Annotated in this window: 17 protein-coding genes; 10 read left to right on the top strand and 7 right to left on the bottom strand. The window is 40.0% G+C overall.

The features are described 5' to 3' along the window. Positions 1-101 precede the first annotated feature (101 nt). Positions 102-962, top strand: coding sequence for a gas vesicle protein GvpF (gene gvpF, locus PL8927_RS10265; RefSeq protein WP_331281811.1), 861 nt, complete (start codon positions 102-104; stop codon positions 960-962). An 11-nt stretch (positions 963-973) separates the two neighbouring features. Next, on the top strand, positions 974-1222 hold the full coding sequence (locus PL8927_RS10260; protein WP_083620790.1) for a gas vesicle protein GvpG: 249 nt from the start codon (positions 974-976) through the stop codon (positions 1220-1222). Between the two features lie 65 nt (positions 1223-1287). Here the strand turns inward: PL8927_RS10260 and PL8927_RS10255 are convergent, their stop codons facing one another. After that, positions 1288-1572 carry a hypothetical protein gene (locus PL8927_RS10255; RefSeq protein ID WP_083620787.1) on the bottom strand — a complete coding sequence of 95 codons (285 nt, stop codon included), beginning with the start codon at positions 1570-1572 and terminating at the stop codon, positions 1288-1290. A gap of 88 nt (positions 1573-1660) precedes the next feature. On the opposite strand from PL8927_RS10255, the gene PL8927_RS10250 reads away from it, so the two are divergent. Further along, positions 1661-2545, top strand: coding sequence for an IS630 family transposase (locus PL8927_RS10250; RefSeq protein ID WP_083620784.1), 885 nt, complete (start codon positions 1661-1663; stop codon positions 2543-2545). Positions 2546-2636: 91 nt separating this feature from the next. On the opposite strand, the gene PL8927_RS10245 is transcribed toward PL8927_RS10250, so the two are convergent. Continuing rightward, complete coding sequence (locus tag PL8927_RS10245; RefSeq protein ID WP_083620781.1) at positions 2637-3332, bottom strand: helix-turn-helix transcriptional regulator; 696 nt, start codon at positions 3330-3332, stop codon at positions 2637-2639. 334 nt (positions 3333-3666) lie between these two features. On the opposite strand from PL8927_RS10245, the gene PL8927_RS10240 reads away from it, so the two are divergent. From PL8927_RS10240 to PL8927_RS10220, 5 genes are all read left to right on the top strand, one after another. Beyond that, the gene (locus PL8927_RS10240) at positions 3667-4152 is read left to right on the top strand and encodes a DsrE family protein (protein WP_083620778.1); all 486 of its coding nucleotides are present in this window, start codon (positions 3667-3669) and stop codon (positions 4150-4152) included. A 282-nt stretch (positions 4153-4434) separates the two neighbouring features. Further along, positions 4435-4878, top strand: coding sequence for a helix-turn-helix domain-containing protein (locus PL8927_RS10235; RefSeq protein WP_083620776.1), 444 nt, complete (start codon positions 4435-4437; stop codon positions 4876-4878). Further along, a complete protein-coding gene (locus PL8927_RS10230) occupies positions 4871-5458 on the top strand; it encodes a PIN domain-containing protein (protein WP_197047375.1) in 588 nt (195 codons plus the stop codon). The genes PL8927_RS10235 and PL8927_RS10230 overlap by 8 nt, the downstream gene beginning before the upstream one ends. Positions 5459-5536: 78 nt before the next feature. Further along, positions 5537-5758 (top strand): hypothetical protein, encoded by a 222-nt coding sequence (locus tag PL8927_RS10225; protein WP_083620774.1) that lies wholly within the window; start codon positions 5537-5539, stop codon positions 5756-5758. Then, complete coding sequence (locus tag PL8927_RS10220; protein WP_083620772.1) at positions 5758-6159, top strand: type II toxin-antitoxin system death-on-curing family toxin; 402 nt, start codon at positions 5758-5760, stop codon at positions 6157-6159. Before PL8927_RS10225 ends, PL8927_RS10220 begins: the two co-directional genes overlap by 1 nt. Positions 6160-6277: 118 nt before the next feature. On the opposite strand, the gene gap is transcribed toward PL8927_RS10220, so the two are convergent. Continuing rightward, a complete protein-coding gene (gene gap, locus PL8927_RS10215; RefSeq protein ID WP_083620769.1) occupies positions 6278-7300 on the bottom strand; it encodes a type I glyceraldehyde-3-phosphate dehydrogenase in 1023 nt (340 codons plus the stop codon). 323 nt (positions 7301-7623) lie between these two features. Here gap and PL8927_RS10210 point away from each other — a divergent pair, with 323 nt between their 5' ends. Continuing rightward, a complete protein-coding gene (locus tag PL8927_RS10210) occupies positions 7624-8778 on the top strand; it encodes an ATP-dependent 6-phosphofructokinase (protein ID WP_083620766.1) in 1155 nt (384 codons plus the stop codon). Positions 8779-8780: 2 nt separating this feature from the next. Here the strand turns inward: PL8927_RS10210 and PL8927_RS10205 are convergent, their stop codons facing one another. Next, complete coding sequence (locus tag PL8927_RS10205; RefSeq protein ID WP_083620763.1) at positions 8781-9149, bottom strand: cyclic nucleotide-binding domain-containing protein; 369 nt, start codon at positions 9147-9149, stop codon at positions 8781-8783. Between the two features lie 193 nt (positions 9150-9342). On the opposite strand from PL8927_RS10205, the gene PL8927_RS10200 reads away from it, so the two are divergent. Beyond that, a complete protein-coding gene (locus tag PL8927_RS10200; RefSeq protein ID WP_197047374.1) occupies positions 9343-10026 on the top strand; it encodes a Uma2 family endonuclease in 684 nt (227 codons plus the stop codon). A gap of 246 nt (positions 10027-10272) precedes the next feature. Here the strand turns inward: PL8927_RS10200 and PL8927_RS10195 are convergent, their stop codons facing one another. The 3 genes from PL8927_RS10195 to mutL all read right to left on the bottom strand — a co-directional run bounded on the left by PL8927_RS10195 (position 10273) and on the right by mutL (position 14084). Continuing rightward, on the bottom strand, positions 10273-10845 hold the full coding sequence (locus tag PL8927_RS10195) for a Uma2 family endonuclease (RefSeq protein WP_083620760.1): 573 nt from the start codon (positions 10843-10845) through the stop codon (positions 10273-10275). A 182-nt stretch (positions 10846-11027) separates the two neighbouring features. After that, entirely contained in the window at positions 11028-12332 is a 1305-nt protein-coding gene (locus PL8927_RS10190) for a TldD/PmbA family protein (protein ID WP_083620757.1), read from the bottom strand. A gap of 57 nt (positions 12333-12389) precedes the next feature. Next, positions 12390-14084 carry a DNA mismatch repair endonuclease MutL gene (gene mutL, locus PL8927_RS10185; RefSeq protein ID WP_083620754.1) on the bottom strand — a complete coding sequence of 565 codons (1695 nt, stop codon included), beginning with the start codon at positions 14082-14084 and terminating at the stop codon, positions 12390-12392. Between the last annotated feature and the right edge of the window lie 42 nt (positions 14085-14126).

Raw genomic sequence — 14126 nt, 5'->3', positions numbered from 1 at the left:
GTTGGATTTTACGGTTTATAATGGGTTTTGGTGCGTGCGCTTTGCTTACGCACCCTACGGGTTTAATTAGGGTTGGATTTTACGGTTTATAATGGGTTTTGGTGCGTGCGCTTTGCTTACGCACCCTACGGGTTAAATTAGGGGAGTTGGATTTTACGGTTTATAATGGGTTTTGGTGCGTGCGCGTTGCTTACGCACCCTACAAATTAATGATGGTTTTTATTATGGGAAATGGTTTATATTTATATGGAATTTTACCGACAAACCGAGTGCGACCTTTAGCATTATTGGGGTTAGACAAACAACCGATACAAACCCATCCGGTGAATGAGTTTAGCTTTTTATATTCTGAAGCACAACAAGACCGTTATTTAGCCAGTCGGCGCAATTTATTAGGCCATGAAGATGTCTTAGAAAAAGTCATGCAACATGGCTATAGAACAGTTTTACCCTTACAATTTGGATTAATTGTGAAAGATTGGGAGAATGTCAAAGCCCAGTTAATTGTTCCCTATCAAGATCGGTTAAAAGAATTGTTTCATAAATTAGAGGGAAAACGGGAAGTCGGGGTGAAAATATTTTGGGAAGAAACGGAAGAATTAAACCGTTTAATGATAGAAAATCAAGAGTTAAGGGAAAAACGCGATCGCCTAGAAGGTAAACGCCTGAGTATGGATGAAATCATCGGGATCGGTCAAGAAATTGAAGGGGCGATGCAAAATCGTCAACAGGGAATTATCGATAAATTTCAACAAATATTAAACCCCCTGGCGGAAGAAATTGTTGAAAACGATAATTTAACCAGTGCTATGATCTATAACGCAGCTTATTTAATTCCTTGGGATACTGAACCCCAATTTAGTGATAAAATTGAAGAGATTGATCACTATTTTAATAATCGCTTACGAATTCGCTATAATAACTTTACAGCCCCGTTTAATTTTGCTCAACTCAACCCTTAATCAGGTGTGTTATGATATTACGATTATTACTCTCTCCCATCACAGCACCCTTTGAAGGTGTAATCTGGATCGGCGAACAACTCGTAGAACGCGCAGAAGCCGAACTAGATGATAAAGAAAACTTGAGTAAGCGGTTACTGGCACTTCAGTTAGCCTTTGATATGGGGGATATTTCCGAAGAAGACTTTGAAGTTCAAGAAGAGGAATTATTACTCCAAATTCAAACCTTAGAAGATGAAAACACGGATGAAATGGATTAAGCGGATTTCACAGAAAGTTTACCGAGCTATTCCCTTTCTTCGTGTCTTAGTGCCTTTGTGTTTCCTTAATATTCTAAAGTAAAAGTTGAAACAGAACCGGGTTTAGGGGGTATTGAAGTCGGAGGTGGAGTTAGAGATTGAGTCAGTTGAGAAGTTGGGGGTTTGGGTTGAGCAATTTGTTTAACGTCCGTTTCCAAGCCTTGAATTTGAGTTTCAATCTGTTCTAAGCGTTGGGTAATCGTTTGAAACCGTTGTCCTAAACTATCTAATTCTTCTTGTAAGCGTTTTTTCTCAACCGCCAATTGATATAAACTGCGGTAAACCATTGCTTCGGTTTTTTGACGAGGCATTGTGCTAATTTTTGGTATAGCGCTACGCGCTATGGTTAGGACAAAAGTATGATAAGATGCAGTAATACCTCAATATCGGAAAATAGTTATGCCGGCACCTTATAGTTACGATTTACGCTCCAAGGCGATCGCAGCCGTGAAAAGAGGAGAAAAGAAAATAGAGGTAAGTCGTTTCTTTAAAATAAGTCGCAACACATTAGATCTGTGGCTGAAAAAAGAAAGAGAAACAGGAGACTATCAGGCTAGCCGACAGGTAGGAGTAGGAACTCAACCGAAAATTCAGGAGTTAGAAAAATTTAAAGAATTCGTGAAAAAAAATAGTGACAAGACTCAAAAACAAATGGCCCAATTATGGGGGTGTGAGGCGACGCAACAGAATATTAGTTATGCTTGTCGAAAACTGGGTATAAGTCGAAAAAAAAAAACTTATGGGTATCGAGAAAGAGATGAAGAAAAAAGACGAGAATTTCTTCAAAAACTAGAGGGAATAGAAAGGAGCAGAAAAGTTTATGTAGATGAAGCGGGATTTGATAATAGAGAGGATTACCCGTATGGCTACAGCCCGATAGGGGAAAGATGTTATGCACTCAAGTCCGGTAAAAGAAGAGAAAGAGTCAGTTGGCTATCAGCATTGAAAGAAGGTAAATTATTGGCTCCTTTAACCTTTGAGGGGTCATGTAATAAAGATTTATTTGAAACCTGGTTAAAGAATTGTTTGCTGCCAGTGCTAGAACCAGGAGACATTATTATTATTGATAATGCCAGCTTTCATCAAGGGGAATATATCAAAGAACTCGTCGAAGAAGCCGGATGTAAAATTTGGTATTTGCCCCCATATTCTCCCGACTTGAACAAGATTGAAAACTGGTGGGCTGTTTTAAAGACATGGATGAAACAGAGATTAAACGAATTTCAAACCGTCAGAGAATGCGTGGATGCTGCATTTAGAAATTGTCCTAACGTATGCGCGTAGCGCTATAAAATCGGCCGTTGAGAACGGAAGGGACGCATAACAATTTTAGTAAGACTACCCCATTATCTTAACAACAGAATTTGCAGAAGTCCTAAACTTTATTTTTCTTCATTAACTCACTGATTTTCCCCATTTTTTTCTTAGGGTTTTGGGGAGAAAACCGTTTGGTTTCACTCGAATAATTCCAAGCGATCGCTTCTGGGTCGCGTTGATAACTCCAGTCAGAAAATTCCGGTTTGGTTTTCCACTTGCTGAGGGTATTCGGATGTACCCCTAACCGTTGGGCGAGTTCCGACTGATTTAGTGTAGACGGTAAAACCCCAGGGGAAGAAGGTTTAACGGGAAATAAAACCACTGATTTTGGGTTTTCCACAGCAGGTGATGGGAGAGGGTCTTCAACAGTTGCGGAGGGTTGGGCGGTGGGAAAATAGTAAATCATCCCCCCAACGTCGGTAATTTCATACTGAGCGGCGAACTCGGTGGCGCGTTGATCGAGATATTCCTGTACTTTTGTCCCCGACTGTTTGGAGTGCATGGCTAAATCTAACGCCGTGATGCGTCCTTGGTTTTCCCGAATTAATCGATAAAACACTTCATCCAAAGTCGCTAACTGATGTTGTTGACGCTGTTGATAATATTTCCACACCTGCCAAGAACCCCATCCCCCAACAGTTAAAATAGCTAAGGGGAATGCTTTCTGGAGGATAAACAAAACCACCGCAACAGGAAGGAGAAGCGTCAGATATCCCTGTTTAGGCGGGTTAAGGTTTGGGTTTGAGTCTGACATGGATAGGAGGTTAGCAAAAGTGATATCTTCAAATATTGACTAAAAAGTCTATTTTTGCAAGGTGCGCGTTGATTAACCGTAACCCTCTTCAAAAATAACCGCGTTAGTGCTAACTTGACACCCGAAGATGTTGCCGTTATCCAGGCCGAGTGAGGTAGAACTTTGACCCTCTAGGGGATAAAACTATGAACTTGACAAACTGTCTTTTGACGGGTTTATCTAGGGGGTCGAAAATGGGTCGGGTCTATTAAGTTTCTTCTTTTATTTAGCAACTGGCTGTCCTGAACCAGTCCAGCTTGTTGTATCTGCAAGGGCTCGTAGGAGACTAGCTTGTATGAAATCTAAATTGCCTTATGTTTTTGCTGCTTCACTCTTGGCTGGGTTATTAGATTGGAGTGTGATTACAAAACCAGCTTACTCAGAAACCCCATTAGCTCAAACTACGGAAAAGGCGACAGAATCAAGAGCACTGTTTATCAATTTGACCACTGATGATACATGGACGGCAAGTATGGCGATTTCTCTTGCCCACAATGCCTTGCGAATGGGACATCAACCTGTCACCATCTTCCTTAATGTTCGTGGGGTATATCTGGCTGATAAACGGCGATCTCCAGCAACAGAAGGTAATGGTGATTTAACGATTCATCAAAGGCTACAAAAGTTTTTAGAGGATGGGGGAACAGTGATTGCTTGTCCCAGTTGCTCTCGCAAAGCTGGCTTAACTCAGGAGGATTTTATTGAAGGTGTTGTGCTTGGACAAGAGGGAGGAATATTGCCACTTCTTTTTGCTCCGAATACGGTAACGATCTCATATTGATTCCTGAAATTAGCTCCTCTATCCAACAAAAAGCTGAACAAGCTGGCAAAGTCCTTATATTCTCCCAGAAATTCCTGAAGAAGATAAGCAAGTTCCCCGTTATGAAGTTAAAGTAGGGAGTGGGTATCAACAACAACTGCCCTATTTTATTAATTCTCCCAAATCTCCCGCCCAAGCAGTTGTAACGGCAGTCAGTGGGGAAACTGCTCAATTATGGTTAGGGGGAATTGACTTAAGAAAGGTGACAACGGGAACAATTGATAAGTTAAGAGGAATATTAATATGTTAGAAAAAACCGGATCAAGCCAGGAATTTTTATTAACAATAGGAGACCGAGAAGAAATTGCCGAAATAGCTCATTTTTTCAATTCAGAAATAGCCCCCACAAAATTAATATTTAATAATGGTCAGGAAGCCCTTATTTCTGAATCAATTTATCGGCTGTTACGACAAATTATTCAAGTAATGGAATCAGGGAAAGCCGTTTCAGTTTTACCTCCAGATTATCAAGTAACAACTGAGACAGCAGCGAATATTCTTAAGGTTTCCCATGCTCATTTGTTGCAACTATTAGAAGCAGGAGTTATTTCTTGTGTCGCGATTAATTCAGAAATAAAAATTCCCTTACAGGATTTAATGGATTACAAAATAAAACGAGATGAAGCCAGGGAAAAACTGTTAGACGAAATTATGGAAATCAGTCAAGAAGCAGGTTTTTATGAGTAAAGCAGATATTTTAGCAATTGACCCAACTGATCAGATGTCTGCTGTTTTAGATTCATGTGTTCTGTTTCCGATGTATTTGCGTGATACTTTGTTACGGGTAGCCAGTGCGGGTTTGTATCGCCCATATTGGTCACAGGAAATTTTAAATGGCGCAATTCGCAATCTCATCGGTCAAAAACGAATGACGGTTGAGAAGGCTAATAATTTAGAAACAAAAATCAAACAAGCATTTCCAGAAGCAATGGTAACTATCGCTAATCAATTAATTGATCAAATGACTAATCATCCAGATGATCGCCATGTTTTAGCAACGGCGGTGGTTGCTAAAGCTGAAGTAATTGTGACGGAAAATCTTAAGCATTTTCCCGCTAGTGAATTTGAATATTGGAACGTGAAAGCTATCTCATCGGATAGTTTTCTGTGTTCTTTATATTTTTTAGATTCTGAGAGAATTGTCCAAGTGATTCAGCGACAAGCTAGTGTGTTAAAAAAGCCACCACTTACGGTAGAACAATTGCTGGATTTATTAAGGCGAGAAGTTCCTGAGTTTACTGAAAAAGTTTCTTCAATTTTGTTATAATTGTTGTGATTGACATAAATCAGCAGGGACACAAAGTGACTCGATCCTTAATAATTTAAAATATCTTATGCAATAACCATGACTCAAGAAATACGTCAAGAAATCATTACCTTAGCCCAAGAATTACCTGATGAATTGTTACCAGAAGCCCTGGTTTATTTCAATTCTCTCGCAAAAAAAGTACAAAAGACTCCCTCGGATCATTCCTCAACTTGTGATCAGCCTGAATTTGACAAAGCAATGCAAATTTATAAACAAGGGAGTGAAAAGTATAAAAATGCGTTACGGGAATTAGCCTAGTGAATGAACCGTTTTGGATTTTTGAAGACATTGTTCAAGTCATCCATCAGGATCAAATTCAGCAGCATGGGGGAAGTTTAGGACTCAGGGACGAAAATCTTCTTTCTGCGAGTTTAGCTAGACCTAGACATTTATTTGCTTACGGTCAACCTGATTTATTTGACCTAGCTGCGGCTTATGGTTATGGTTTAGCTAAAAACCATCCATTTATTGATGGGAATAAACGCACAGCTTTCATGGCGATGTATGTTTTTCTTGGGTTAAATAGCTATTTATTAGAAGTTCCAGAAATTGAGGTTGTGCAAATGATGGAACAGTTAGCAACTGACCAAGAAACTCAAGAATCTTTAGCTCAATGGTTAAGGAAAAATTCGGTTAACTCATCCCTAGAAAACACTTAAGATCCAACCTGGTTGTTCCTTGTTTTAACCTGCACTCAGTTCCTAGAAACCGGGTTTCTGCATTAGATTGATTGTAGGAAATCAAGATCTGTTGAGAAACCCGGTTTCTGTGAGTCATTTACAGAATACCGTCTTTTTTCGCCATTGAAATCATTAAATCAACGACGCGACAAGAATAACCCCATTCATTGTCATACCAAGCCACAATTTTGAAGAAATTAGAATTCAATTCAATACCTGCTTTGGCATCAAAGGTACTGGAACTGGGATCAGTGATGAAGTCTGAAGAAACCACTTCATCTTCAGTGTAGCTTAAAATCCCTTTCATCGGGCCTTCGGCTGCCACTTTCATCGCCGCACAAATTTCTTTATAGCTAGTAGCTTTTTCCGTGCGGAAGGTTAAATCAACCACAGAAACATTAGGGGTCGGGACTCGAAACGCCATTCCCGTCAGTCTTCCTTTCAATACAGGTAATACTAAGGTTACGGCTTTAGCGGCTCCTGTAGACGATGGAATAATATTTTGCGCCGCGCCGCGTCCTCCCCGCCAGTCTTTCTTACTAGGGCCATCAACCGTAGGCTGAGTTGCGGTCATGGAGTGAACGGTGGTCATTAACCCTTCGGCTAACCCAAAGTTATCCTGAATCACTTTAGCAACGGGAGCTAAACAGTTGGTGGTACAACTGGCATTAGAAACAATTAAATCAGCTTTCGGGTCAAAGTCTTCGTGGTTCACCCCAACTAACAGGGTTTTAATTTTATCGGGATCTTTCGTAGGCGCTGAAATAATTACCCGTTTAGCACCCGCTTCAATATGTTTGTGAGCGCCCGGGTAGTCACTAAATAACCCCGTAGACTCCACCACATAATCTACCGTATCTTCTTTCCAAGGGAGTTGGGTCGGGTCTTTAATGGCCGTACAGCGAATAAAATGTCCATCTACAACAATGCCATCTGCTTTCGCTTCTACTGTACCGGGGAAAACGCCATGAGTCGAGTCGTATTTGAACAAATAGGCTAAGTTATCAGGAGGAACCAGATCATTAATCCCCACAAATTCCACATCGGGGTTATTAATGGCAGACCGCATGACTAAACGACCAATGCGACCAAACCCATTAATTCCTACTCTTAACGCCATGTTATTCACTCCTTTTGGCAAAAATTAAACGGACTTGATTGTTCAAGCCACAACTAGGGATAGACTGTAGCACAAGTCTTGATTGTTCCGGTTCTTTCTTCCTGTTATCTTAATAAAAAGGAAATCGAGATCGGGATTTAATCAATAGCAAAGCAGAAATCTTTCCAGAAAAGCAGATTTTGTCTGGAAATCTAAAAAAACTTTTTTAACTTAACGTTAAGAAACGATAAAAAACACTAATTTTATCGCTCACAGTGTTAACAAATTGGGCAAAGATCGATAGGATTCAAGTGTAGACAATTTGGCTTCAGCCAAAACCAAATATGAACAAACGTAAACGGATTGGCATTCTAACCAGTGGTGGAGACTGTCCCGGTCTTAATGCCGTGATTCGAGCCGTTGTCAATCATGCCACATCGGAATATAACTGGGAAGTCCGAGGAATTCCCTATGCCACTCAGGGGCTGATTGAACGGAAAAGTGTTGTCTTAAATTCCTATGGTTTAGAACGACATGGTACTGATCCTTTATTAAGTATGGGCGGAACTATATTAGGTTCGATTAATAAAGGCGATACCGAAGGCCGTACAGATGATGTGATTCAAGGATATTATGATTTAGGACTCGATGCCCTGATCGCCATTGGCGGTGATGGCAGTCTGGCTATTTTGCAAAAACTGGCTGAAAAAGGCAATTGGAATTTAGTCGGTGTTCCTAAAACTATTGATAATGATGTCGCTCATACAGAGTTATCCGTTGGGTTTAATTCCGCCGTTACCACGATTTTAGATTGTTTAGATCGGTTGAGTTATACCGCCGCCAGTCATGACCGGGTGATGGTGGTGGAAGTCATGGGACGAACAACGGGACATTTAGCCTTACATTCGGGAATTGTCGGGGGGGCGGATGCGATTTTAATTCCAGAAATTCCCTATTCAATTAAAACCCTGTGTAAACGCATTCGAGAACTTCGCAACCTCTGGGGACGAAAATTTGCCATTGTGGTAGTGGCTGAAGGAGCAAAAACCGCCGAAGGTGAAAGTCGATATTATAAAGATGCCCTCGGAGAAGTGCGACTGCGGGGAATTGGAGAATATATTGCTACAGAAATTGAAAATAATATTGGAGTGGAAGCACGAGTCACCGTTCTCGGTCACGTTCAACGGGGTGGGGCACCTTCGGCGTTAGATCGATTAATTGGCACAGCCTTCGGAAAAGTGGCCGTTGATTTAATTGCGGAGGAAAAATATGGGGTCATGGTCGCTTGGCAAAATAATGCTGTCACCACCATTCCCCTAGATAATGTATTTGCAGATAGTCCTTTACTCATTGACCCGCAAGGATTTTGGGTAGAAACAGCCAGATCCCTCGGCATTTATGTCGGTGAGGAACTCGATGATCAGGATGTTAGTCCCGCACAACCGATCCTCACGGGTTTAAAAACCTCTGAAATAGAAGTTATTTCTCAGATTAGTTAGGTTTAAAGAGAGTGTTTGATCCGACGTAAGCGATCGGAATAACTTTTGAGAACTTCTAAAGCAAACATGGGCGTTTGCTGAACCGCAAACAAAAATCGAGATTCATCCAGTGTTGCTAAAATACAATCGGTTTTAGCAATAGCAGTAGACGCTCGTGTTCGATCAGGTTGAACTAAGGCTCCTTCCCCAAATACATCTCCAGCAATCAAAGTTTCTACCACTTTTCCATTCACCCATAATTCAATTTCCCCTTGGAGAATGCCAAACATAATCTCTCCCCGTTGGCCCTCTTCAAAAATCACTTGACCGACGGTGTAGGTTTGTTCTGGCTGTTTTTCAAACACTTTTACGGTTTTGGCAGGCTGTAGCATTGAATTCAAACTCCTATTCGGTGAAAATCAAGATTATTCTTAACTTAAGTAAAAATTAATAATATCGCAATTCTATAAATATCTTTTCCTTTACCTCCTAGTTTAATTCCTGATTTTTAACCAATATCCTCACTCAATGATTCCCTGTCGAATATGCTAAAATTCAAAATTAAGTCATGATCGGAAGAATTCTATGATAGCTGCTAATATAATTTCTCCCAGCTTAACGATTCCGGTGCTAGAAAACGGAGATAAGCTCTCTCGTGCTGAATTTGAGCGTCGTTATCAAGCAATGCCTGATGTGAAAAAAGCCGAATTGATTGAAGGAATTGTTTATATGTCATCTCCTGTTAGAGCAAAACGTCACGGTAAACCCCATGCTCGAATTATGACTTGGTTAGGTACTTATGAAGCCGCTACGCCGGGAGTGGAAGTATTGGATAATACTACAGTGCGTCTTGACCTAGACAATGAACCTCAACCCGATGCACTACTAAGAATTGAAACGGGAGGACGCTCACGCATTAGTGAAGATGATTATATCGAAAGTGCGCCGGAATTAATTGTAGAAATTGCCGCTTCTACCGCTTCCTACGATTTACACCAAAAATTGAATGTTTATCGTCGCAATGGAGTACAAGAATATCTAGTTTGGCGAGTTTATGACCGTCAATTTGATTGGTTTAGATTAAATGAAGGAGAATATATTCAGCTTGAGCCTAATAAAGATAATATAATTTGCTCTCAAATATTCCCTGGATTATGGTTAGATAAAGTAGCTTTATTAGCCGGGAATTTAGCTCAAGTATTCGCTGTTTTACAAGTAGGTTTATCAACCGTAGAACATCAAGAATTTGTTAAAAAAATGTCCACTTAAAAATTAATATAATAGCAATTATTAAAGTGAAGTAAAAGCTAGGGATTTAGATAGCAAGTATGTAAATTTACTACACCAGAAACCCAAAAGCGATCGCTTTTTAATTATCAACAGCGATCGCTCTTTAATTTAACTAAACTTGATCCCGAATTGCGATCGCACACCGCTATATTTAATGCAAAGGGTGATCTGTAATTACCCAACCCTCTTGTTCTAACCGATCCCGGATAACGAATGATCACTCTTTTAATTAAAATTCAAAACATCAGAAACCTTCAAGTTTAGTTGCTTAAATATAGGCGATCGCACTAAATCATCGTTACTAAAATTACCTACCGTTGTATAAACATTAGCCACCAGTTCTAATACTAGGATAGTTTGAGTTTGGGGATCAATAATCCAATATTCAGGAATACAACAATCTTGATACTGAATTCTTTTAGCAATGTAGTCCCTCTCTCTTTGTATCTCTCCAGGGCTAACGATTTCAATAACCAACAGAGGAGGAGCCATATTCAGCCGAATAGTATTACGCTTTGATAATTGTTGAATATGTTCTTCTCGGATAATAGTTAGATCAGGATAGCGGTTTTTGGGTTCTCCTCTGACTTCTAGTTCCAGCCCGTGTCCCCTAACGCGATCGCTTCCTAGCATTAAAGCAAAAACCAGAAAAAGACGATTAGCAATTTGGATATTAAAACCCGATTCTGGTGGCACTTCTATCAATTCTCCATTAAATAGTTCATAGAGTTTTTCCGAATTATCGTCATATATTAGGTATTCTTCAAAGGTTTCAAAGCGAGGTTTAATTGTTAGCATCTCATCTCCATTCCCTGAATGTTTAACCCATTATAGCTTAACTCAATAGCATCCCGCTTTTCTACCCCTCTGCCTATCGATAATAAAGAGTCATAAATTCCTGACCCCTCACCAAAAATCTAAGTCCCGTTTATCTTCTCCACCACTCCAGGTATGGGAAAGCCCCGAATGTGATCGCTCTCTTATTGTTTAGCTACAACCCCTAACTGTTGAAATAGTAAACTGGGAACATAAGAACTACTTCCCACCCATTGCGGTTGATTTCCTAAATCTACTAACTGTTTAAACGCCTCAAAAATATTCCCCGCTACCATTGTATTTTTGACACGACCGACAATTTTACCCTGTTCAACTTTATAACCTAAATCCAAATTAACCGAAAATTCTCCAGCCAGTTGATTGGATTGACCCGCACCTAAAACTTGATCGACAATTAATCCTTCATCAATACTGGAAATTAAGTCTTCTGTCGATGTTTTTCCGGGCTGAATACATAAATTTACTAAGGAAGGACTAGGACGAGATAACCCACCGCGAAATCCATTTCCGGTTGAGGAAATTTGACCCCGACTTCCCCATTGTCGATCCCAATAAAATTGATTAACTGTCCCGTGATCAATATATTTTTTTGCGGTTGTTGGTGTTCCTTCATCGTCAAAAGAACAAGCCGAGGGGCCGAAATTTGGATCTTCATATAAACTGAAGCGAGAATCAAATAGGGTTTCTCCGACTTTATCGGCTAAGGGGGAAGATTTCTGAACAATGGTTTGACCGGATAAAATTGTTCTGAATAATCCTCCTAATATTCTAGCAACAGCTTGAGGGGTAAAAAACACGGGAAAAGACCCACTTTGGATAGTGGCTTGTTGTTCAGCTAGACGATATTTTTGGATGACTTCTTCAAGTAAACGCTCGGTTTCTAAAGAGCGATCGCTGGCGACATCATAACAGCCAATTGCTAAAAAATCTTCTCCTTTAACTAAATTTCCTGATAGATAAGCACTAAATAACTGACTAGAACGTTCTGCATAAACATCCTGATTAGTAGCAATTTGTACCTGTTCACGGGAAAGATTAAACCCCACACTGACTAATATTTCTGGATTGTAGTTGATTACCTGTTCAATCAGATTTTTTCCAGTTTCAACTAATTCTTGAGTTGTAGGAGGAGTATAGGAAGAAGTATCAGAATGCAAATGCAGATTTGATGCAAATTCAAACTCGGCTATTGCACCTATTTCTGCGGTTTGTAAGGCGGCTTCTACTAAGTCTTCTAAACGGGTTAAATCCGTTGAACTCGCAAATCCTAATCTTCCTTGGTGAATCAGTCGTAACGCTACCCCTTGTTTGGCTTTTGTTTGTAAGGACTTGAGACGATTATTTTCAAACTCAATGGGAGTATTCTGACTCGACAAATAATAAACCTCCACAGCATCTGCTTTCTGAGTGGCGAGTTGTAAGAGTTGATCGAGGATAGGATTTTTCATGGAAAATTGCTATAAATGGATGATCTTTATTTTATAATAAACTATAGTCAAAATCTCCTAAATTCCATGACTTTTTCCAATCACCCAATGGCGACGGAAAAAACGGGCTAGGGCGGATTCTTCTAATTGTAAAACAATCGGGCGGCCATGGGGACAAGTGCGAGGATTTCGGGTTTTAATCCATTGATCTAATAGGGTTTGCATTTGGGTTAAACTCATGATAGTTCCATTTCTAATCGCACTGCGACAGGCGGTTGCGACTTGTGCGGCTTGTAAATCTCCTCCTAAACTTAATTCTAATAAAGCTTCTGGACAATCACTGCGTTTAACTAATAATTCTGGAGCATTTCTAACCACCCAAACCCCATCCCCAAAGGGATCAATTTCTAATCCTAAACGCTGCATTTGTTCTAATTGTGCTGTTGATAAGGATTGTAAAATAATGCCGGGTTCGAGAGGAACTAATCGCCATTGATCACAAATTTGTTCATATAATACCCGTTCATGGGCAATATGTTGTTCAATTAACCATAATCCGCTAGAATGTTCAGCGACAATATAAGTATTTAGGACTTGGGCGATCGCTTTTACTTCTACAATTCCTAACTCGTTTTTCGACGGGGTTGGAGAGGTTTCAGAATCCGACTGATTTGAATAATTAATCTTATAGTTTCCCTTTTCTTCTGAGACTTTCAGTAACTGATTAATTCGATTTTGAGGTAGAGAAAGACGCTCAAAATTTAACCGTAATGCTTGATCAATACCTTGACTAATTTGATCTTGCCATCCTCTTAAATCCTGTAAATAAACTTCACTTTTATCGGGGTTACGATTCCAGTCTATGTGTTCAGGAGAAAGGTGTAAATGCACAAAACAAATGGGATAGCGATCGCGGGGACAAGTTCGCGCTAAGGCGGTTAATAGGGTTTGTTCTAATTCGGGCGATCGCACCATGCGGCCATTAATTGCAACCTTCACCCAATCAGGTTTACGACGATGACAGCGATCGGGTAATCCTAATATTAATTCAACTCCCTTGATATTAATATTATCACAATTGGGCGGAATTTTCAAATAATATAAATCACTAAACCGAATATTTTTAATAATTTGAGGTAAAATTTGTTGAGCATTCACCCCTGGACTAATCTGAAACCAAGGATTATTGCCTTGACGGAGTTGCCAAGTGACTTGGGGATGACATAAAGCAATTTGCTGAATAATTAACTGAATTCCTCGCAATTGTTGGGCAGCAGAAGGCAAAGATTGACGGCGAGTTTGCCAAGTTTCAAACAAATTAGAAACAGTAATAACGGTTCCCGATGCCACCGCAATCACTTCAGTTTTAATCGCTTCCCCTTGATGATTATAACCCACTCGCCAACCGGAACTCGAAAGGGTTGGAGAACTGGGACGACTAATAATTTCTAAATCCGATAATTGCGCTAAACTGTGTAAAGCTTCCCCGCGAAATCCTAAACTTTTAATTTGAAATAAATCCGTAATTGTGTTAATTTTACTGGTACTATGGGCTGCGGCTGCTTGTTTTAAATTCTCTAAATCTATTCCTAAGCCATTATCCGCTACTTGAACACGCCAAGATTCCGGCCATACAGAGATTGTAATCCGAGTGGCTCCGGCATCTAAGGCATTTTCAACTAATTCTCGAACCACCGCCGCTAACGAGTCAATGACTTCACTGGCGGCGATTAAATGAACAACATCTTGAGGCAGAGGACGAATTAGATTCAAAGGAAAATAGAATAAATTTAACAGTTTAATTCTGTTTTTAGG

This window comes from Planktothrix serta PCC 8927 (genome assembly GCF_900010725.2).
Taxonomy (GTDB): domain Bacteria; phylum Cyanobacteriota; class Cyanobacteriia; order Cyanobacteriales; family Microcoleaceae; genus Planktothrix; species Planktothrix serta.
This window is presented reverse-complemented; position numbering and strand designations above follow the sequence as displayed.